Source organism: Pseudomonas sp. MF09156 (assembly GCF_059862305.1).
This window is the reverse complement of the sequence record NZ_JCBCUR010000017.1, coordinates 54,595-72,229: the sequence shown is the minus strand read 5'-3', so window position 1 is coordinate 72,229 and position 17,635 is coordinate 54,595. Positions and strand designations below refer to the sequence as shown.

The window sequence follows — 17,635 nt, the reverse complement described above, 5'->3', positions numbered from 1 at the left end:
AACCGGGCCTGATCCGTTTGCAAGAATGCAGCCAATTGTCTCAGGACTTGCGGGAGGCACCCTGCATCGCGAGCTTGATCAAGGGAATCAGCCCCGCACCGAGCCTTACCAGGCGGGTCATGGTGCCGATGCTGCCACCCTTGGCGCCTTTGCCGGTGAAGAATCCCAGCAGGGTCACAGCGGCGACGCCCCACAGCGGCGCATGTTTGATCCCGAACCCGTCCTGCCAGCTTTGGCCCAGGTTGCGCACCTTTTGCAAGGGCAGCAGCAATTGCTGGGACTCGTGGCGAATTTCCTGGCGGTGCATTTCCATGCGCAGGCGGATCAAGGCCTTGCGCATTTCCCGCCGGGAATTGGTTTGCGGCAGTTCAGTCAGGCTCATGGCAGCAGGCGCTCCCGGTCGTTGGCCAACTCTTCGAGGGTGGCGTGGAAAGGCGTGGATTCATCGAACACCGCGGCCTTCAAGCGCAACCCGCAGAACGCTGCGGCGAGTACGTAAAACACGCATAGGCTGATGATCCCGGTCAGGCGATAGGTATCCCAGACCAGGATCATGACCAGCGCCGACAACCCCACCAGCAGCAACAGGGCGAACACCAGTGCCAGTCCGGCAAACAGCAGCAGGCTGACGGTGCGTGCCTTCTGTTCCTGCAACTCGATGCCGAACAGCTCGACATGGCTGTGCAGCAAGCCCAGGACAGCCGCGCCGAGGCGCCGCGATGAGGAACTTGGGCCCGTGGACGAGCCGGTTTCGCCGATAGACATGATTAGCGCCTTGTAGCCAGCAGGCCGATCAGAAAGCCCACGCCGGCAGCGATGCCAACGGATTGCCAAGGGTTGGCCTGTACATAATCCTCGGTGGCGGTGACCGCCGCCTTGCCGCGTTCGCGCAGGGAATCTTCGGTCAATTTCAGGGTTTCCCGGGCCTGCAGCAGGCTGTCGTGGATCTTCGAGCGCAGTTCATCAGCCTGGTCACCGGCCAGAATCGCGGTGTCATCCAGCAGCTTTTCGGTATCGCTGACCAGGGTCTGGAAATCTTCCATCAGTATTTCTTGAGCAGTCTTCGCCGTTTTTCTGGCCATGGTTATCTCCGTGAGTGGCTGTCTGGTGCTTGAACGGGGTTTTGCTTGAGAGTCGCCGGCATTGCTGAAGGTTCACTGCAATTGTCTGGTACAGCTTTTGCTTTGCCATGGTGCGCCAGCCCAAAGGTTTGCGCGCAATGCGGGCGGTTTCGGCCAAAGCCTTGAAAAACCTTACCCTAAATCACTAAAACCCGTGGAAAAACCCGCAAGTCATTGCTGTCTTCAACAGTCGTCGCGCCAAAGCGGTTCATATCCTCTGTAGAAGGGTAGAGCACGCAGTGCCAATTTAGTGCGCGATCGTAGGGCGATGAACTGCTTTGGTGCTTTTTCCTCAACTGCAGGCCTGCCAATCCCCATGGAAAATGTGCAAAGCGCGGTGGACACCTTGGTCCACAGCTCCAATACGCTGTTTATTCTGATCGGCGCGGTGATGGTCCTGGCGATGCATGCCGGCTTCGCGTTCCTGGAAGTCGGGACGGTACGGCAGAAGAACCAGGTCAACGCGTTGTCGAAAATCCTCAGTGACTTTGCGGTCTCGACCCTGGCCTATTTCTTTATAGGCTATTGGATCTCTTATGGGGTCAGCTTTATGCAGCCGGCCGCGGTGCTCAGTGCCGACCATGGCTACGGCCTGGTGAAGTTCTTCTTCCTGCTGACCTTCGCAGCGGCCATCCCGGCGATCATCTCCGGGGGGATTGCCGAGCGGGCGCGCTTTGTTCCACAGCTGTGTGCCACGGCGTTGATCGTGGCGTTCATCTACCCGTTTTTCGAGGGCATGGTGTGGAATGGCAACTTCGGCCTGCAAGCCTGGTTGCTGGCGACCTTTGGTGCGACGTTCCACGACTTTGCCGGTTCCGTGGTGGTGCACGCCATGGGTGGTTGGCTGGCGCTGGCGGCGGTGTTGCTGCTGGGCCCACGCCAGGGCCGCTATCGCGATGGGCGCCTGGTGGCGTTCGCGCCTTCGAGCATCCCGTTCCTGGCGCTGGGTTCGTGGATATTGATCGTCGGCTGGTTCGGTTTCAACGTCATGAGCGCGCAGACCTTGTCCGGGGTGAGCGGGTTGGTGGCGGTCAATTCGCTGATGGCCATGGTGGGCGGCACCGTGGCGGCACTGGTGATCGGGCGTAATGACCCGGGCTTCCTGCACAACGGCCCGTTGGCCGGGCTGGTGGCAATCTGCGCGGGCTCCGACCTGATGCATCCGGTGGGCGCGCTGGTTACCGGTGTGGTGGCTGGCGGCTTGTTCGTCTGGTGCTTTATCGCGGCCCAGGACCGGTGGAAGATCGATGATGTGCTGGGTGTCTGGCCGCTGCATGGCCTGTGTGGCGTGTGGGGCGGGATTGCCTGCGGGATTTTCGGCCAGAGCGCCTTGGGTGGGTTGGGCGGCGTAAGCCTGATCAGCCAGTTGATCGGCACCGCCCTGGGAGTGGTGGTGGCCCTGGCTGGCGGGTTGCTGGTGTACGGCGTGCTCAAGCGCATCTGCGGCCTGCGCTTGAGCCAGGAAGAGGAGTACTACGGCGCGGACTTGTCGATCCATAAGATTGGCGCCGTCAGTCAGGATTGATCGGGGCTGCACGGTTGTCGTCGGTGTGCTGGTAGAAACCGTGGAGCAAGCGGTAGCGGTTGCGCCGCACTTCGTCGACCCGGTCGCGCACCTGCTGGTCGGGCAGGCCGAGCATGATCATCGCGTGCGAGGCGAGCATCAGGCTTGACTCCAGTAGCTCGGGCACCACTTCACTGGCCCCGGCGGCTTTCAGTTCAGTCAGCTGGCTGTCGTCGCGGGTGCGCACCAGGATCGGCACTTTATGGTTGATCCGCCGTGCTTCCTTGAGCACCGCCAGGGCCACGTCGCTATTGTCCACGGCAATCACCACCAGGCGCGCGCGCTCCAGGCCGACGGCGCTGAGCAGGGCACCGCGCCGGCAATCACCATAATGCACGCTGCTGTCCTCGGTGGCGGCTTCCTGCACGCGCTCGGGGTCATCGTCCAGGGCAATGAACGCTTGTTGTTCACGGCGCAGGAAACGCCCGATGGATTGACCGACCCGGCCATAGCCGCAGATCACCACATGCCCGCGTAGCTCGGCATTGAGCGCGGTGATGGCCTCCAGTTGCACTTGCTGGTTGGGTTTGCGATGCAGGCGCAGCGCGATCGCGGGCGCGGCCCGCAGCAGCAGGGGCGTGAGCAGCATGGAGCAGAACGTCGCTGCCAGTAGCAGGCTGCTGATTTCGCCGGGCAGCATATTGCTCAATTGCATCTGCGCCATCAGCGCAAAGCAGAACTCGCCGCCCTGGGCCAGCGCCAGGCCACTGCGCCAGGCGGTTTCGCTGTCGCTGCCGCGCAGCTTGACCAGCGCGGCGACGATGCAGCCCTTGATCAACATCAGCGCCAGGGTCAGCCCGAGGATCTGCAGGCTGTGGCTGATGAACAGCTGCAAGTCGATCAGCATGCCGATACTGACAAAGAACAGCCCCAGGAGAATGTCGCGAAACGGTCGGATATCCGCTTCGATTTGGTGCCGGTAATGGCTTTCCCCCAGCAGCATGCCCGCCAGGAACGCGCCGAGGGCCGGCGACAGGCCCAGCAGGTGCGTGAGCCAGGCCGTGAGTAGCACGATCACCAGGGCCAGCAGTACGAACAGCTCCGCCGAATGCGAGGCGGCCACTTCGTGGAACAGGCGCGGCAGCAGCCAACGGCTTGCAAGCAGCAGGCCGAGGAACAGCACCACGGTCTTGCCCAGGGTCAGCGGCAGAGCCCAGTACCAGGCCTGCTCGCTGCTGCCGGCGAACACCGGCACCAGGGTCAGCAACAGCACCGCGACCACGTCCTGGAACAACAGCACGCCTATTGCGTTTTGCCCATGGCTACTGAAAATCTCCCCCAGGCTGGTCAGCTCCTTGCTCACAATCGCGGTGGATGACAGCGCGAGCCCTGCCCCCAGCAGCAATGCGGCCACCGGCGATATGCCCATCAATAGCAGCAAGGCGCCCAGCACCACGGCGCAGCACAACACTTGCAGGCTGCCGAGGCCAAACACCACCCGGCGCAGGCTGAGCATCTTGGACAGGGAAAACTCCAGGCCCAGGGAAAACAGCAGGAACACCACGCCCAGTTCGGCGAGGTCTGGCAGGTCTTCGCTGTCATTGACCCAGTCCAGGGCGGTTGGCCCGACGGCCAGGCCCACGCACAGGTAGCCGAGCACCGGCGGCAGTTGCAGCCGGCGGAACAGTGCAATGACGACCAGGGATGAGGCAAGAATGATCAGCAGGTTGGCAAACACAGACATCTCCGTCGGGGTGTTGCAGGAAAAAAGCCGCGAGAATCGCTGAATCAGTTATAGGCCATCGTGATCTGGATCAGGTCTATGGCATGACTCGACGAGGTTTTTCCCGCGGCCTAGAATGAGGACCTGTTTCTTATCGGGTCTGTACATCATGCCTCCTGAATGCCAGTTGTTCGGCACCCTGGGCTGCCATCTGTGTGAGCTTGCCGAAGATGAAATCATGCCGTTGGTCGAACATGGGCTGTTGGTCGAGTTGGTGGATATCGCTGATTCCGAAGCACTGTTCGAAGCCTACGGCCTAAGTATTCCGGTGCTGCGCCGGGTGGATACCGGGGCGGAACTGGGTTGGCCGTTCGACACTGAACAGGTGGTCGCCTTTCTAATCTAGCGCCATCCCCATGGCAGGTTGCTGATTATTCGGTTACTGTATGTTTGTACAGCGATTGAGTGAGAGGGAACGCCCGTGGTGAATGTCGAACAACTGAAAAGCAGCGTCAACCGCATGTCTGTCGACGTCGTGCGCGATGCGGTGAATGAACTGCGGCTCGATGGCCTGGTCACGGAAGGCAAGACGCCGTTCAACAAAGTGCATTTCAATACCTGCTTTGCCGAAATCGAAGCATTGTTCCAGCGCGCCGGTTATCACAAGCAACTGGACGTGGTGGGATACCAGGGCTTGCTGTACGCCTTGTACGACCCTGGCCGCTGGGAGGCGGTGGACGTGCTGCGCTGGCTCAAGGAATTCACCGAGGCTGCCAGTGCTTCGCCGGTGTTGCGGGCCAAATTAGTCAGGGCTTGAGCTTCTGGGGGATAATGCCCCCTTTGTTTCCAGGCCTTGAGCGTACGCATGTCCGATACCGGTTTTTCCGCTGCCCAGAACCAAGCCAGTACCTTGTACCTGCCGCCTGGCCCCTGGGTGACGGTACTCGATTGCCTGTGCGAGCATTTTCGCGCCATCGGCCGCGAGCAATGGCTGGACCGCATCGCCCGTGGCCGGGTGCTGGATGGCAACGGCCAGCCCATCGCCGTGGATCTGGCCTACAAGGAAGGCTTGCGCATCCACTACTTTCGCGAAGTGCCGGATGAAAAACCGATCCCGGTGCAGGAAACCATCCTGTACGCCGATGAGCATCTGGTGGTGGCCGACAAGCCGCACTTCCTGCCAGTGACGCCCGCCGGCGAATATGTCGAGCAGACTTTACTGCGCCGCCTGATCCGTAGCCTGGATAACCCGTCGCTGGTGCCGCTGCATCGCATTGATCGCCATACCGCAGGGCTGGTGTTGTTCTCGGCCAACCCGCAAAGCCGCTCGGCGTATCAGCAACTGTTCCCTACCCGCCAGATCGATAAAATCTACGAAGCCATTGCCCCGGCCTTGCCTGCGCTGACATTCCCGCTGGTGCACAAGAGTCGCCTGGTGGAGGGCGAACCGTTCTTCCGCATGCAGGAAGGGCCCGGTGCAAGCAACACGGAAACGGCGGTGCAGGTGCGCGAAGAAAACGGCGACCTGTGGCGCTATGGCCTGTTTCCGGTGACCGGCAAGAAACATCAACTGCGCGTGCATATGACGGCGCTGGGCGCGAGCATCTGCAACGACCCGTTTTATCCCGAGGTCATCAAGGATGCCGTGGATGACTACGCCAACCCGCTCAAGTTGCTGGCCCAGGGTGTACGGTTTATCGACCCGGTAACCGGCGAGCAGCGCAGTTTCAGCAGCAGAATCGTGCTGGACTGGTGATATTTCCCACGCGCCAGATACAACAAAGCCCGCTCAAAAGCGGGCTTTGTTGTATCTGGCGTTAAGACTTACAGGTCTTTAACGGTGCGAACCTGATCCTTGTTGATGCGGGTACGCTTGCCATCCAGTTGTTCGAATTCGTAGAAGCCCGAATCCTGATCGAATTTAGGGGTGTCGACAGCCTGGATTTCGCGACCGTCATTCAGGGTGATCACTGTTGGCGAGGCGCAACCGGCGAGGGTGGCAAGGCCCAGTGCAAGCATGAGAGCGGCGATGGTCCGTTGAGTCATGAGTCTTCTCCGAGAGTAATGCTGTGTTGAGTTCTGACCTTGTGACGTGTGCAACGTCGGCAAAGTTCCTTGTTCTAGCACTCATTCTGACACGCCGGGGCGTGGGTGCAACAACTCTGGTGTATTGAGGTTGGCCAGGCGCGGATCGTTTTCGGCGCATTCGAGCGCCTTTGCCCCCAGTTTCAGCAGGATCTGGCGCGGGCTGCGCTCTGCAGCCTGCCAGGCGCGCTCCACATCACCGCGCAGGCGCGTCGGTATGACGCAGAGCAAAGGCTCCCAGAACTCGCCATGGCGGATCATCACCGGCACCTGTGGGTGTTGCCGTGCGGTGTCGAGCAGGTCTGCCAGCAACTGCCCATCGATGTGCGGCACATCACAGGGCAAGATCAATAGATGTTCATGGCGCGCGGCGGCCAGCCCGGCGCGGATACCGGCCAAGGGGCCCGGGAAGTCCGGACTGTCGTCGCTTACCAACTGGTCGGCATAGGCGGCGTACTGCACCTGGTTGCGGTTGCAGGAGATGATCAAGTCATCGGTCAACGGCCGCACCAACTGGTGCAGGTGAGCAATCAGCGGTTGCCCGTGCCAGTCGAGCAGGCCCTTGTCCAGGCCGCCCATGCGCTGGCCGCGACCGCCGGCCAGCAACAGGATCGAGCAGGGCAGGGGCGAAGAATTGAATGGCATGACGGCTCCGCGCAGGCAGTGAAATAGGGGCCTGTGATATAACATCGGGCTGTTTCTTAGACAACCGGACCGAGCCATGAAAGCCAAGGCTGATGCGCCTTTCGTACCTCTTAACATCGCTGTACTGACCGTCAGCGATACCCGCACCCTGGAAACCGATACCTCCGGGCAAGTCTTCGTTGACCGCCTGCTCGCGGCCGGCCACCGCCTGGCCGAGCGGGTACTGCTCAAAGATGACCTCTACAAAATCCGTGCGCAAGTGGCGCACTGGATCGCCGAGGACGTGGTGCAAGTGGTGTTGATCACCGGCGGTACCGGCTTTACCGGCCGCGACAGCACCCCGGAAGCTGTCAGTTGCCTGCTGGACAAGCAGGTGGATGGGTTTGGCGAGCTGTTCCGGCAGATCTCGGTGGCTGATATCGGCACCTCCACCGTGCAGTCCCGCGCCCTGGCCGGCCTGGCCAATGGCACCCTGGTGTGCTGCCTGCCGGGCTCCACCAACGCGGTGCGTACCGGTTGGGACGGGATTCTCGCCGAACAACTGGATGCCCGCCATCGCCCGTGCAATTTTGTGCCGCACCTCAAGCTGGCCGAACCGTGTGAATCCCGTGGATAAGCCGGGCAAGACCGGCGCGTTGATGCCGGTAGAAGAAGCACTTGAGCGCTTGTTGAACATGGCCGAGGCCGCGCCAATCCGTGAGCAGCAATACCTGCCATTGGCTGAGTGCGACGGGCGCGTATTGGCTGAGGCGCTGGTCTCCACCCTTGACCTGCCGCCCTGGCCCAACAGTGCGATGGACGGCTACGCCTTGCGCACTGCCGATTGGACGGGTGAGCCGCTGCCGGTGAGCCAGCGTATTTTCGCCGGGCAAGCCCCGGAGCCCCTGGCGGCGGGGACCTGCGCGCGGATCTTCACCGGCGCCCCGGTCCCGCAAGGCGCCGACTGCGTAGAAATGCAGGAAAACGCCGAGGTGCAAGCCGACCAGCGCGTGGGCTTCACCCAGGCGCTGCACGTAGGGCAAAACATCCGGCCCAAGGGCCAGGAGACTACGGTCGGCGAAGAAGTCCTGACGGCGGGTACGCGGCTCGGCCCGATTGAACTGGGCCTGGCGGCCTCCCTGGGGCGCGACCGCCTGGCGGTGGTGCGGCGCGTGCGTGTGGCGGTGCTGTCGACGGGCGACGAATTGATCGAGCCCGGCCTGCCGCTGGGGCCGGGGCAGATCTACAACAGCAACCGGCGGGTGTTGTGCAGCTGGTTGCAACGCCTGGGTTGCGAGGTGATCGACGCGGGTATCCTGCCCGATGACCTGGAACTGACCCGTACCCGCCTCGGCGCACTGGGTTCGGTGGACCTGATTTTGTCCACCGGCGGGGTCTCGGTGGGAGAGGCGGATTTCCTCGGTATCGCACTGCGCGAGGAGGGCGAACTGGCCTTGTGGAAGCTGGCGATCAAGCCTGGCAAACCGCTGACTTTCGGCCACTTTCGCGGCGTGCCGGTGATCGGTCTGCCGGGGAACCCGGCGTCCACCCTGGTCACGTTCGCCCTGTTGGCACGGCCATACCTGTTGCGCCGCCAGGGGGTCGAGGTGGTGCAGCCCCTGCGTTTCGAGGTGCCGGTGGGGTTCGTCTGGGCCAAGCCGGGCAACCGTCGCGAATACCTGCGCGGGCGCCTGGAGCAAGGGCGGGCGGTGATCTACCAGAACCAGAGCTCCGGCGTATTGCGCAGTGCCGCCTGGGCCGAGGGTTTGGTGGAAGTACGCGAAGGCAGCACCTTGGCCATCGGTGACCGGGTGAACTTCATTCCCCTGAGTGAAGTATTGGGCTGAAGAATTAATTTACAGCCCAATGGCTTTTTTCTGACTGCCGAAGGTCAACATCCCTCAGGTCCCCTCCAACGATAGGAGCTTCACCCCATGAGCAAACCCAAGGCACTGTTGATTCTGCACGGCAAGCAAGCCCTCAACGAAGACGTGCGGGCGGCAGTGCAAGGCAAGCGCGAGCAGGGGTGGGAGCTGGCGGTGCGTGTCACCTGGGAGGGTGGCGATGCCCAGCGCCTGGTAGGTGAAGCCCTGGATGCCGGCTACACACGCCTGATCGCGGGCGGCGGCGACGGCACGTTGCGCGACGTGGCCGAGGCCATGGCACGCGCCAAGACTGACGCCAGCCTGGTGCTGATGCCCCTGGGCACCGCCAATGACTTCGCCCGGGCGGCCGGGGTGCCGCTGGAGCCGCGCCTGGCGCTGGAGCTGCTGGACGTGGCGCCGCAAGCCATCGACCTGGGGGAGGTGGGCGGGCAGGTTTTCCTCAATATGGCCACCGGCGGCTTTGGCAGCCAGGTCACCGCCAACACCTCCGAAGACCTGAAAAAGGTATTGGGTGGCGCGGCCTATCTGTTCACCGGCCTGTCGCGTTTCAGCGAGCTGCGGGCTGCCTATGGGGAACTGGTGGGCCCGGACTTCCATTGGCGCGGCGAGTTGCTGGCCCTGGGCATCGGCAACGGTCGCCAGGCCGGGGGCGGCCATGAGCTGTGCCCGGGCGCCCTGGCCGATGATGGCCTGCTGGATATCAGCATCCTGCCCGCGCCCCAGGAAGTGGTCGGCACCTTGCGCAGCCTGATGACCGACGGCTGGGGCCTGGACAACCTGTTCGTACGGGCACGCCTGCCGTGGGTGGAGATCAAGGTGGCCGAAGGGTTGGACATCAACCTCGATGGCGAGCCGCTCAAAGGCGATGACCTGCGTTTTTGCGCCTTGCCCAAGGCCTTGCAGGTGCACTTGCCGGTGGATTCGCCGTTGCTGGCTAATCGTCCAGGCTGATGATTTGTTCGCGCACGGCAAACAGCACCAGGCCGGCCACATCGAAAATCTGCAAGCGCTTCATGATCTGCGAGCGGTGGGCTTCCACGGTCTTGATGCTCAGGCCCAGGCCGTGGGCGATTTCCCGGGTGGACTTGCCGCGCACGATCAGGCGCAGGATTTCCAGCTGGCGTGCCGTCAGGTTGTGGCGCTGTGTAGGAGGTGCCGGGTGTGACTGGCTGTGGATCAAGGCCTGGTTGATCACCGTGTGGGCGATCGCCGGGCTCAGGTAGCGCTCGTTGTTGCGCAGTGCCAGCAGCGCGTGTTCCAGCTCATTGGCGGTGGTGTCCTTGAGCAGGTAGCCGTGGGCACCGGCCTCCAGGGCCCGCATGATCAATTGCGGGTCGGTGTGCATCGAAAGGATCAGCACCTTGCTCTTGGGGTAGGCGTGCTTGAGTTGCTGCAGCGCATCCAGGCCGCTGGTGTGCTTCATCGACAAATCCAGCAGGACGATATCGGGCTGCAAGGCGTCGAATTGTGCGAGCACTTGCGCGCCGTCGTTGGCTTCGCCAATCACCGCATAGCCGGGGATATCGAGGATCAGCGCGCGCACGCCGGCGCGGATCAGTGCGTGGTCATCTACCAGGAGTAAATTGCAGGTCACTCTAGAACCTTAGGGGGACTGGCCCGCTCGAGGGTGCGCGGCGCCCAGGGGAACAGCGCTTCGATCCGCGTGCCAAAGCCGGGTTGGCTATTGACCGTCAGCAGGCCGCCCAGTTGATCAATGCGCTCGGACATGCCCGCCATCCCGCTTTGCCCTGCAAGGCCTGGGTCGGTGGCGGGCGAGAAGCCCTGGCCGTCATCGCTGATAAACAGCGAGAGCCCCTGAGGCAAGCGTCGCAGGCGCACCAGCAGGTTGCGCGCCTGGGCGTGGCGCAGCATGTTGGTCACGGCCTCCTGGGTAATACGGAAGGCTGCCACGGCCATCTCTTCCGGAATCCCGGTCAGGCGTTGCTGGCATTCCAGGCTCCAGTGCACCGGGGTGTTTTCCAGGGTCTTGAGCAGGTGCGCGCGCAGGCTCGCTTCCAGGCCCAGGCTGGTGAGTTGCCGTGGGTTGAGAATGGCCGACACGTCGCGCACTTTGGCCAGGGTTTCGTTGAGGGTGTTGCACAGTACGCCGCACTGTTCCTGCAATTCTGTCGGGAGGCGGCGCTGCAGCCAATCGCTTTGCAGCTTGGCGGCGGTCAGCAATTGTCCGATATCGTCGTGCAATTCGCGGCTGAGGCGATGACGCTCGTTTTCCTGGACCTGCAACAGGCGGTCGGCCAACTCCTGGGGCTGGAACTTGATCGATTTACGCGAGCGCCATCGCTGCAGGCCCGCTGCGGCCAGGGCGGCGAGGTTGAGCAGCAGCAAAAATATCGGCAGCGGCGCTTCGTGGGCATACACCCACAGGCTGACCAGGGTCGCGCACAGGCACAGGCCAAGCGTGACCCAACGGGTAGTGCCCGGGGAGACGAACCTGGCGATAAGTGACTTGGGGCTGGCGTACATAGCAGATGGAGCCGATGGAGGTTCGCTGCGGGTAGACCGGTCATGACCGCTGGCCGGGCTCTGTTTGGAAAGCGAGTGAGTTGGGTGTTGGTTCGAGGGGCTTCTCGGATTTTCTTACATCTGGGGCAGCCACGTCGAGCGCGGTAATAGTACCACCAACAATTACCGTTGGTCGCCTGTGCAGTACTTAGTTCAGCGAGCCCAAGTTGTACTATTAAACGAGACTTGCATCGTTATTACCAATACAGGCTTATTGATAGTTGGCTGGCTAAATACCTTCCGCAGACTTAGTTGGTCGCCCGCTGGCGGCCTGGCTTAATCGCACGAAAGGTTTAGGAGGCGCAGTGCAAGGATTGGCGAAAGTGCGTGCCAGCGTCCTTCTGGGGAATCTGCTGGGCAACGGTTTCAATCAAGATGGTTTGCTCGGCGTCGTCCAGGCTGAGTTTACCGGTCTTGATATCGATCAATTCCAACTGCCAGGCCAGTAGCGTCAGGCAGTCATGCAGGGCGGCAAGTGCCGCGTCGTGGAGTTGCATCGGGCTTTGGGCGTTGCTGATCAGGTCCTGGATGTGCCGGGAAAAATTGCCAATGGCTGGCAGCGCCATGGCATCGGCTTTTTCGGCAAGTTTGACCAAGCTGCTTTTCATGCAATCGATGGCGTCGTTATCGTTGCGGATCAAATGCAGGTGGCTCAGGCATTCCTCTGACTTGGCCAGCAGCATTTCTGCCTCCAGGAGGAACTCGGGAAGTGCGTCTTGCCACTCTTTACCGTCGTTCATCATGAAAGTCTCCACAACATACGGTCAGATAATGAGATGTAGCACCGTAGCAACGGCTTCAAACTAGCGCCGAAATATGACCGGAATCTGTAGTTCGTTTCTGAATTTTGAGTAGTACTTTTATTTGAGTGATCAGCGTCGCGATGGCTGGCGCTGCGTGCAGTGGAAACAACCAGGGGCGTTCGCATGACTTCGATTGCCCAGGCGATAACGCCTGGAAGGCCCTTGGGCCGCGGGCTTGCGATAGCAAACAAAAGCCTGACTCCATTCATGCAATGAGAATGGCGTCACATTAATGGCTATTGGATATTGCGAATATCAGGTTGGACCTGATTGCGACTAGGGGAATCCCCTATATGACGGAACCTTGTGACCGTTTGAGGGTCTGGCGGCGCCGCTTGACTCCCGGATGGGAGGTGATGCCAGTAAAGCATGATGTCAGTGTGACATCAATGCATTTACGTGGCATTTTACCCAGGGTCAAGGTCTGGCGCCGTCTGCCGATAACCTTCTCCAGTAGGCAGCAAATCTTTCAGCACACCCAGGAGTCTTCAATGGCTGGCATTCTCGACACGGTAGATCAACGCACGCAATTGGTGGGTGAGAATCGCCTGGAGATCCTCATGTTTCGCCTGGCCGGGCGTCAGTTGTTCGCGATCAACGTGTTCAAGGTGCAGGAAGTCCTGCAGTTGCCCAAGCTGACCCTGATGCCACAGCGCCACCCGTTTGTCTGCGGCGTGGTCAACCTGCGCGGCCAGACCCTGCCGGTGATCGACCTGTCCCAGGCCATCGGCATGCGTCCGCTGGTGCCGGGGCCCAACAGCACCATTATCGTTACCGAGTACAACCGCTCGGTGCAGGCCTTCCTGGTGGGCGGCGTCGACCGCATCGTCAACATGACCTGGGAGTCGATCCTGCCTCCGCCGGCCAGCGCCGGTCGCCAGCACTACCTCACGGCCATCAGCAAGGTGGATGAGCAGTTGGTAGAAATCATCGACGTGGAAAAAGTCCTCGCCGAGATCGTGCCCTACAACGCCAAGGTCTCCCGGGAAAAACTCGAGGACCCGGTCCTCGAACGTGCCCGTGGCCGCGAAGTGTTGCTGGTGGATGACTCCAACGTGGCCCTGTCGCAACTGCGTGACACCCTGGGTCAACTGGGGGTGAAGATGCATATCGCCAGTGATGGCCTCAAGGCCTTGAACATGCTCAAGGCGTGGGCGGACAGCGGCCAGGTAATGACCGACAAGTTGCTGATGATCTTCACCGACGCCGAAATGCCCGAGATGGACGGCTACCGCCTGACCACCGAGATCCGCAACGACCCGCGCCTGCGTGGCCTCTATGTGGTGTTGCATACCTCGTTGTCCGGCAGCTTCAACGATTCGATGGTGAAGAAGGTCGGTTGCGACAACTTCCTCTCCAAATTCCAGCCCGACAAGTTGGTGGATGTGGTGCGCCAGCGCCTGATGCTGGACGAAGTCCCAGCCTGATACCTTCTGGCCACGTTGCCGACCGGGGAAGTTTTGATTCTGGCAGCGTGCTCGTATAGGGTGACGTTTTTGTTCACAGGAACCCAGGCTCATGCTTCGTCTCAGCGCGTTGTATCGGTACCCCTTGAAGTCGGGCAAGGCAGAGACCTTGGCGCATATCGGCCTGGATAAACTGGGGCTGGACGGGGATCGACGCTGGATGTTGGTGGACGAGGCCAGCGGGCGCTTCCTGACCCAGCGCGCAGTAGCGCAGATGAGTCAGTTGTCGGCCCTCTGGAACGGCGCTGGAGGCCTGACCTTGAGTGCTGCTGGCCAGCCCACGCTGGACGTGGCATTGCCCGGCGCTGACGCCGAGTTGCGCGGTGTGACCATCTGGCGCGACACCCTGCGGGTTCCCGATGCCGGCGATGAAGCCGCGCGCTGGGTCAGCGACTTTATCGGCAAACCGACCCGCCTGGTGCAGGTGCCCCTGGAGCGCGCGCGCACCACGGCGGCCGGCTATGGCAAGGATGATGACCAGGTGGCATTCGCCGACGGTTTCCCGCTATTGCTGATCGGCCAGGCGTCCCTCGACGACTTGTCGCAGCGCATTGGCCGGCCCATGGAAATGCTGCGCTTTCGCCCCAACCTGGTGATCGAAGGCAGTGAGGCCTTTGCCGAGGACGGCTGGAAGCGCCTGCGCATCGGGGAGGTAGAGTTCCGGGTGGTCAAGTCCTGCTCGCGGTGCATCCTCACCACCATCGACCCGGCAACGGGTGAGCGCAGCGCCGACCGCCAGCCGCTGGCGACCCTGGAAACCTACCGCAAGGAGCCCGATGGCGTGATGTTCGGCCAGAACCTGGTCAATGACGGGGTGGGCCACCTGGAAGTCGGTATGCCGGTGACGATCCTCGAGTAACCCAGGCCCCATGAAAAATGCCCGTCTCAGCGAGACGGGCATTTTTTTGTGCGCGGGAAAGGCTTAGCCGCGGTATTCGCACAGGTAGGCGGTGTCTACAGCCACCTTGAGCTGGAACTTGCTGTCGGCAGGCACATTGAACTGGCTGCCGGCGGCGAAGGTTTCCCAGCTGTCGCTGCCTGGTAGCTTGACGGTCAGCGCGCCCGAGACCACGTGCATGATTTCACGCTGGGCGGTGCCGAACTCGTATTCACCCGGGGCCATGACGCCGATGGTCGCCGGACCTTCAGGGGTGCCGAAGGCGATCGACTTGACGGTGCCGTCGAAGTACTCATTGACTTTGAACATGGGTGAATCCTCGAAAAAAGGGGCAAGAAAGGTCGGCCAGTATGCCTTCTACACGGGCAAAATCAACGGCAGCAAACGCGCCGTATTGCGCGCATCTTCCAGTGCCCGGTGTTGCTGGCCGTTGAACTGCATGCCCGCCAGTTGCAAGGCGCCATTGAGCCCCAATGGCTTGTCCAGGCGCCGGGCCTTGGCGAAGCGTTGCTTGAGGTTCACATGGGGCGTCTGGGCCAGCACGCTGGCCAGGCCATGGCGCTGCCACTCCAGTTCCAGTTGCTGGCGATCATAGTCACCCCAACTGGCCCAGCTTTCCAGGCGCGGATGATGCTGGCCCAGCCAGCGCTCAAACAGTGGCCAGACCTCGGTCAAGGGCGCCGCGCTGTCGATATTGGCCTGGCTGATGTGCGTCAACTGGCGGCAGAACGGCGTCAACAATGGCCGGCGCAAGGGCCGCACGAAGCGCTGGAAATGGTCCAGCTCGCGGCCCTGGCGGTTGACCAGGCTCACGCCGATCTCGATGATTTCCATCTCCGACACGGGCCAGCCGCCGTCATCCGTTGTGGCTTCAAGATCAATAATCAGCCAATCAGGCATCGCAGGTTCCCGTACTCATCCCTTTCTGATGGGGATAGAGCGTAGCCAAGCCTGGTAGTTCCGCCCAGGGCTACTCGATCTGCAGCAATACCTGGCGATTACGCACTTGATCGCCGGCGGTGACTGCAATGGCCTTGACCACCCCATCGATCCCCGCCTTGAGCGGGTGCTCCATTTTCATCGCTTCAAGCACCAGCAACAGTTGGCCCTTGCTGACCACATCCCCCTCCTGCACCTGCAGCAGGGTGATGGCACCGTCCATCGGCGCCTTGACCGTGCCGCTGCTGGCGGCCGCTTCCCGACTGGCCACGGTTTGCGTCTGGTTGCTCACGCACAGGCTGTGACCTGAGTACAACAGCCAGAGCTGGGAGCCTTGCAGGTGATAGGCAAGCCGCCGCCGGATGCCGTTGATGACCAGGCTGGCCCAGCGCCCGTCGCTGCCCTTGATGTGGATATCGACAGCGCCGACTTGCACGTGATCGTCCGCCAATACCCGCACGCTGACCTCATGACGCTGCTCATCAACACCCAGGCGATAGGTCCAGGGCACGCTGGCATTGTTGCGCCAGCCCGCCAGGGCAGGGTGATGCGCTGCCGCGCTGTGCCGATAGAACAGTGCGGCGGCCACTGCCAGTTGTTCGTCGCTGATGGCGGGGCGGGCAATGTCGCTGAAGTGTTCGGCGATGAACCCGGTGCTGAAATCCGCCGCGACAAACTGCGGGTGCTCGAGCAAGTCCACCAGTAAGCGCTGATTGCTGGCGATCCCCAGCAGAACGCAGTCCTGCACCGCGCGCAGCAGCTTGCGCCGCGCCTCTTCGCGGGTGGCGCCGTGGGCGATGATCTTGCCCAGCATCGGGTCATAAAACGGGCTGATGCGCTGGGAGGCCAGCAAGCCATGATCGACCCGCACCCCGGCAGCCGGCTCCCAGCGCAGTACCTCGCCGGTTTGTGGCAGGAAACCCTGGGCCGGGTCCTCGGCGTACAGGCGCACCTCCATGGCGTGCCCGCTCAGCGTCACTTGTTCCTGGCGCAAGGGCAGGGGCTGGCCGGCGGCGATTTGCAGTTGCCAGTCCACCAGGTCCAGGCCGGTGATCAGTTCGGTGACCGGGTGTTCCACCTGCAGGCGGGTGTTCATCTCCAGGAAATAGAAGCGTCCGTCCCGGTCCAGCAGGAACTCCACGGTGCCGGCGCCGACATACTCCACGGCGCGCCCGGCCTTGAGCGCCGCTTCGCCCATGGCCTGGCGCAGCTCGCTGGTCATGACCGGGCAGGGCGCTTCTTCGATGACCTTCTGATGGCGGCGCTGCACCGAACAATCACGCTCGCCCAGGTAGATCAGGTTGCCGTGGGCGTCGCCGAACAGCTGGATTTCCACATGGCGCGGCGCGATCAGTGCCTGCTCCAGAATCAACTCGTCGCTGCCAAAGGCATTGAGGGCTTCGGAGCGTGCGGTGTGCAGTTGTTCGAGCAACTGCGCAGCCGTGTGCACCAGGCGCATGCCGCGTCCGCCGCCGCCGGCACTGGCCTTGATCATCAGTGGGTAACCGATGCGCTCGGCTTCGCTTTGCAGGGTGGCGTCGTCCTGCGTGCTGCCCTGGTAGCCGGCAATACACGGCACACCAGCGGCGAGCATGGCGATTTTCGACAGGCGCTTGCTGCCCATCAACTCGATGGCGTGGGCACTGGGCCCGATGAACACCAGGCCGGCGGCGAGGCAGGCCTTGGCGAACTCCGGGTTTTCCGAGAGAAAGCCATAGCCTGGGTGCACCGCGTCCGCGCCGGTGAGGCGTGCGGCCTCGAGGATGGCCGGGATGTTCAGGTACGACTGCTGCACCGGGGCTGGGCCGATGTTCACGGCTTCGTCGGCCATGTGTACGTGCAGGGCGTCGGCGTCGGCCTCGCTATAGACCGCCACGGTGCGGTAGCCCAGGGCTTGGGCGGTGCGCTGGATCCGGCAGGCGATTTCGCCGCGGTTGGCGATCAGTATTTTATTGAAACTGGGCATTTTCGGTCCCTGTTTGATTGGTTGCGCAGGTGCTGGCTTGTGGGGGAGCTGGCTGCCCGCGATTGCATCATCTCGGTATCCCTGACAGACCGAGGTG

At 62.1% G+C, this 17,635-nt stretch carries 21 protein-coding genes; 9 read left to right on the top strand and 12 right to left on the bottom strand.

Going from position 1 to position 17,635, the window contains the following annotated elements; genetic code table 11:
- Positions 1 to 40: 40 nt before the first annotated feature.
- From AC19YY_RS25655 to AC19YY_RS25645, 3 genes are read right to left on the bottom strand one after another with little or no spacing between them, the layout of a single operon-like run.
- Positions 41 to 382 carry a hypothetical protein gene (locus tag AC19YY_RS25655; protein ID WP_170042825.1) on the bottom strand — a complete coding sequence of 114 codons (342 nt, stop codon included), beginning with the start codon at positions 380 to 382 and terminating at the stop codon, positions 41 to 43.
- Positions 379 to 765, bottom strand: a complete 387-nt coding sequence (locus tag AC19YY_RS25650) for a phage holin family protein (RefSeq protein ID WP_169952610.1) — start codon at positions 763 to 765, stop codon at positions 379 to 381. Before AC19YY_RS25650 ends, AC19YY_RS25655 begins: the two co-directional genes overlap by 4 nt.
- A 2-nt stretch (positions 766 to 767) precedes the next feature.
- On the bottom strand, positions 768 to 1,082 hold the full coding sequence (locus AC19YY_RS25645) for an ElaB/YgaM/YqjD family protein (RefSeq protein ID WP_029298079.1): 315 nt from the start codon (positions 1,080 to 1,082) through the stop codon (positions 768 to 770).
- Between the two features lie 355 nt (positions 1,083 to 1,437).
- Here AC19YY_RS25645 and AC19YY_RS25640 point away from each other — a divergent pair, with 355 nt between their 5' ends.
- Positions 1,438 to 2,646, top strand: coding sequence for an ammonium transporter (locus AC19YY_RS25640; RefSeq protein WP_169952608.1), 1,209 nt, complete (start codon positions 1,438 to 1,440; stop codon positions 2,644 to 2,646).
- Here the strand turns inward: AC19YY_RS25640 and AC19YY_RS25635 are convergent.
- Positions 2,633 to 4,369 carry a cation:proton antiporter gene (locus tag AC19YY_RS25635; protein WP_500605078.1) on the bottom strand — a complete coding sequence of 579 codons (1,737 nt, stop codon included), beginning with the start codon at positions 4,367 to 4,369 and terminating at the stop codon, positions 2,633 to 2,635. The two genes, AC19YY_RS25640 and AC19YY_RS25635, sit on opposite strands and share 14 nt — an antisense overlap.
- A gap of 148 nt (positions 4,370 to 4,517) precedes the next feature.
- On the opposite strand from AC19YY_RS25635, the gene AC19YY_RS25630 reads away from it, so the two are divergent.
- The 3 genes from AC19YY_RS25630 (at position 4,518) to AC19YY_RS25620 (ending at position 6,104) form a co-directional block, all read left to right on the top strand.
- Positions 4,518 to 4,754, top strand: coding sequence for a glutaredoxin family protein (locus tag AC19YY_RS25630; protein WP_169952603.1), 237 nt, complete (start codon positions 4,518 to 4,520; stop codon positions 4,752 to 4,754).
- A gap of 75 nt (positions 4,755 to 4,829) precedes the next feature.
- On the top strand, positions 4,830 to 5,165 hold the full coding sequence (locus AC19YY_RS25625) for a transcriptional regulator (RefSeq protein WP_500605077.1): 336 nt from the start codon (positions 4,830 to 4,832) through the stop codon (positions 5,163 to 5,165).
- A gap of 48 nt (positions 5,166 to 5,213) precedes the next feature.
- Positions 5,214 to 6,104, top strand: a complete 891-nt coding sequence (locus AC19YY_RS25620) for a pseudouridine synthase (RefSeq protein ID WP_500605076.1) — start codon at positions 5,214 to 5,216, stop codon at positions 6,102 to 6,104.
- Positions 6,105 to 6,172: 68 nt separating this feature from the next.
- On the opposite strand, the gene AC19YY_RS25615 is transcribed toward AC19YY_RS25620, so the two are convergent.
- Together AC19YY_RS25615 and mobA are read right to left on the bottom strand one after the other, a co-directional pair.
- Positions 6,173 to 6,394 carry a YgdI/YgdR family lipoprotein gene (locus tag AC19YY_RS25615; protein WP_029298091.1) on the bottom strand — a complete coding sequence of 74 codons (222 nt, stop codon included), beginning with the start codon at positions 6,392 to 6,394 and terminating at the stop codon, positions 6,173 to 6,175.
- Between the two features lie 81 nt (positions 6,395 to 6,475).
- Entirely contained in the window at positions 6,476 to 7,078 is a 603-nt protein-coding gene (mobA, locus tag AC19YY_RS25610; protein WP_170042826.1) for a molybdenum cofactor guanylyltransferase MobA, read from the bottom strand.
- Positions 7,079 to 7,154: 76 nt separating this feature from the next.
- Between mobA and moaB the strand changes: the two genes are divergently transcribed.
- The 3 genes from moaB (at position 7,155) to yegS (ending at position 9,894) form a co-directional block, all read left to right on the top strand.
- Positions 7,155 to 7,694 carry a molybdenum cofactor biosynthesis protein B gene (gene moaB, locus AC19YY_RS25605; RefSeq protein WP_029298095.1) on the top strand — a complete coding sequence of 180 codons (540 nt, stop codon included), beginning with the start codon at positions 7,155 to 7,157 and terminating at the stop codon, positions 7,692 to 7,694.
- The gene (locus AC19YY_RS25600) at positions 7,678 to 8,904 is read left to right on the top strand and encodes a molybdopterin molybdotransferase MoeA (RefSeq protein ID WP_432754399.1); all 1,227 of its coding nucleotides are present in this window, start codon (positions 7,678 to 7,680) and stop codon (positions 8,902 to 8,904) included. Before moaB ends, AC19YY_RS25600 begins: the two co-directional genes overlap by 17 nt.
- 87 nt (positions 8,905 to 8,991) lie before the next feature.
- A complete protein-coding gene (yegS, locus tag AC19YY_RS25595; RefSeq protein WP_169952589.1) occupies positions 8,992 to 9,894 on the top strand; it encodes a lipid kinase YegS in 903 nt (300 codons plus the stop codon).
- On the opposite strand, the gene AC19YY_RS25590 is transcribed toward yegS, so the two are convergent.
- The 3 genes from AC19YY_RS25590 to AC19YY_RS25580 all read right to left on the bottom strand — a co-directional run bounded on the left by AC19YY_RS25590 (position 9,878) and on the right by AC19YY_RS25580 (position 12,209).
- Positions 9,878 to 10,537 carry a response regulator gene (locus AC19YY_RS25590; protein ID WP_169952586.1) on the bottom strand — a complete coding sequence of 220 codons (660 nt, stop codon included), beginning with the start codon at positions 10,535 to 10,537 and terminating at the stop codon, positions 9,878 to 9,880. The genes yegS and AC19YY_RS25590 overlap by 17 nt on opposite strands.
- Positions 10,534 to 11,427: a sensor histidine kinase gene (locus AC19YY_RS25585; protein WP_170042827.1), complete on the bottom strand. Its 894-nt coding sequence runs from the start codon at positions 11,425 to 11,427 to the stop codon at positions 10,534 to 10,536. Before AC19YY_RS25585 ends, AC19YY_RS25590 begins: the two co-directional genes overlap by 4 nt.
- Positions 11,428 to 11,759: 332 nt before the next feature.
- On the bottom strand, positions 11,760 to 12,209 hold the full coding sequence (locus AC19YY_RS25580) for a hypothetical protein (RefSeq protein WP_169952581.1): 450 nt from the start codon (positions 12,207 to 12,209) through the stop codon (positions 11,760 to 11,762).
- Between the two features lie 551 nt (positions 12,210 to 12,760).
- Between AC19YY_RS25580 and AC19YY_RS25575 the strand changes: the two genes are divergently transcribed.
- Together AC19YY_RS25575 and AC19YY_RS25570 are read left to right on the top strand one after the other, a co-directional pair.
- The gene (locus AC19YY_RS25575) at positions 12,761 to 13,696 is read left to right on the top strand and encodes a chemotaxis protein CheV (RefSeq protein ID WP_057960227.1); all 936 of its coding nucleotides are present in this window, start codon (positions 12,761 to 12,763) and stop codon (positions 13,694 to 13,696) included.
- Between the two features lie 91 nt (positions 13,697 to 13,787).
- Entirely contained in the window at positions 13,788 to 14,594 is an 807-nt protein-coding gene (locus AC19YY_RS25570) for an MOSC domain-containing protein (RefSeq protein WP_169952575.1), read from the top strand.
- Positions 14,595 to 14,657: 63 nt separating this feature from the next.
- On the opposite strand, the gene ppnP is transcribed toward AC19YY_RS25570, so the two are convergent.
- The 3 genes from ppnP to AC19YY_RS25555 form a co-directional block, all read right to left on the bottom strand.
- Positions 14,658 to 14,942 carry a pyrimidine/purine nucleoside phosphorylase gene (gene ppnP, locus AC19YY_RS25565; RefSeq protein WP_169952573.1) on the bottom strand — a complete coding sequence of 95 codons (285 nt, stop codon included), beginning with the start codon at positions 14,940 to 14,942 and terminating at the stop codon, positions 14,658 to 14,660.
- A 48-nt stretch (positions 14,943 to 14,990) separates the two neighbouring features.
- On the bottom strand, positions 14,991 to 15,533 hold the full coding sequence (locus tag AC19YY_RS25560; protein WP_169952571.1) for a 3'-5' exonuclease: 543 nt from the start codon (positions 15,531 to 15,533) through the stop codon (positions 14,991 to 14,993).
- Between the two features lie 70 nt (positions 15,534 to 15,603).
- Complete coding sequence (locus tag AC19YY_RS25555; protein ID WP_500605075.1) at positions 15,604 to 17,538, bottom strand: acetyl/propionyl/methylcrotonyl-CoA carboxylase subunit alpha; 1,935 nt, start codon at positions 17,536 to 17,538, stop codon at positions 15,604 to 15,606.
- Positions 17,539 to 17,635 lie beyond the last annotated feature (97 nt).

Coding starts and splice junctions, on each gene's coding strand:
- AC19YY_RS25655 (WP_170042825.1), bottom strand. CDS start 382: ATGAGCCTGACTGAACTGCCGCAAACCAATTCCCGGCGGGAAATGCGC.
- AC19YY_RS25650 (WP_169952610.1), bottom strand. CDS start 765: ATGTCTATCGGCGAAACCGGCTCGTCCACGGGCCCAAGTTCCTCATCG.
- AC19YY_RS25645 (WP_029298079.1), bottom strand. CDS start 1,082: ATGGCCAGAAAAACGGCGAAGACTGCTCAAGAAATACTGATGGAAGAT.
- AC19YY_RS25640 (WP_169952608.1), top strand. CDS start 1,438: ATGGAAAATGTGCAAAGCGCGGTGGACACCTTGGTCCACAGCTCCAAT.
- AC19YY_RS25635 (WP_500605078.1), bottom strand. CDS start 4,369: ATGTCTGTGTTTGCCAACCTGCTGATCATTCTTGCCTCATCCCTGGTC.
- AC19YY_RS25630 (WP_169952603.1), top strand. CDS start 4,518: ATGCCTCCTGAATGCCAGTTGTTCGGCACCCTGGGCTGCCATCTGTGT.
- AC19YY_RS25620 (WP_500605076.1), top strand. CDS start 5,214: ATGTCCGATACCGGTTTTTCCGCTGCCCAGAACCAAGCCAGTACCTTG.
- AC19YY_RS25615 (WP_029298091.1), bottom strand. CDS start 6,394: ATGACTCAACGGACCATCGCCGCTCTCATGCTTGCACTGGGCCTTGCC.
- mobA (WP_170042826.1), bottom strand. CDS start 7,078: ATGCCATTCAATTCTTCGCCCCTGCCCTGCTCGATCCTGTTGCTGGCC.
- moaB (WP_029298095.1), top strand. CDS start 7,155: ATGAAAGCCAAGGCTGATGCGCCTTTCGTACCTCTTAACATCGCTGTA.
- yegS (WP_169952589.1), top strand. CDS start 8,992: ATGAGCAAACCCAAGGCACTGTTGATTCTGCACGGCAAGCAAGCCCTC.
- AC19YY_RS25585 (WP_170042827.1), bottom strand. CDS start 11,427: ATGTACGCCAGCCCCAAGTCACTTATCGCCAGGTTCGTCTCCCCGGGC.
- AC19YY_RS25580 (WP_169952581.1), bottom strand. CDS start 12,209: ATGATGAACGACGGTAAAGAGTGGCAAGACGCACTTCCCGAGTTCCTC.
- AC19YY_RS25575 (WP_057960227.1), top strand. CDS start 12,761: ATGGCTGGCATTCTCGACACGGTAGATCAACGCACGCAATTGGTGGGT.
- AC19YY_RS25570 (WP_169952575.1), top strand. CDS start 13,788: ATGCTTCGTCTCAGCGCGTTGTATCGGTACCCCTTGAAGTCGGGCAAG.
- ppnP (WP_169952573.1), bottom strand. CDS start 14,942: ATGTTCAAAGTCAATGAGTACTTCGACGGCACCGTCAAGTCGATCGCC.
- AC19YY_RS25560 (WP_169952571.1), bottom strand. CDS start 15,533: ATGCCTGATTGGCTGATTATTGATCTTGAAGCCACAACGGATGACGGC.
- AC19YY_RS25555 (WP_500605075.1), bottom strand. CDS start 17,538: ATGCCCAGTTTCAATAAAATACTGATCGCCAACCGCGGCGAAATCGCC.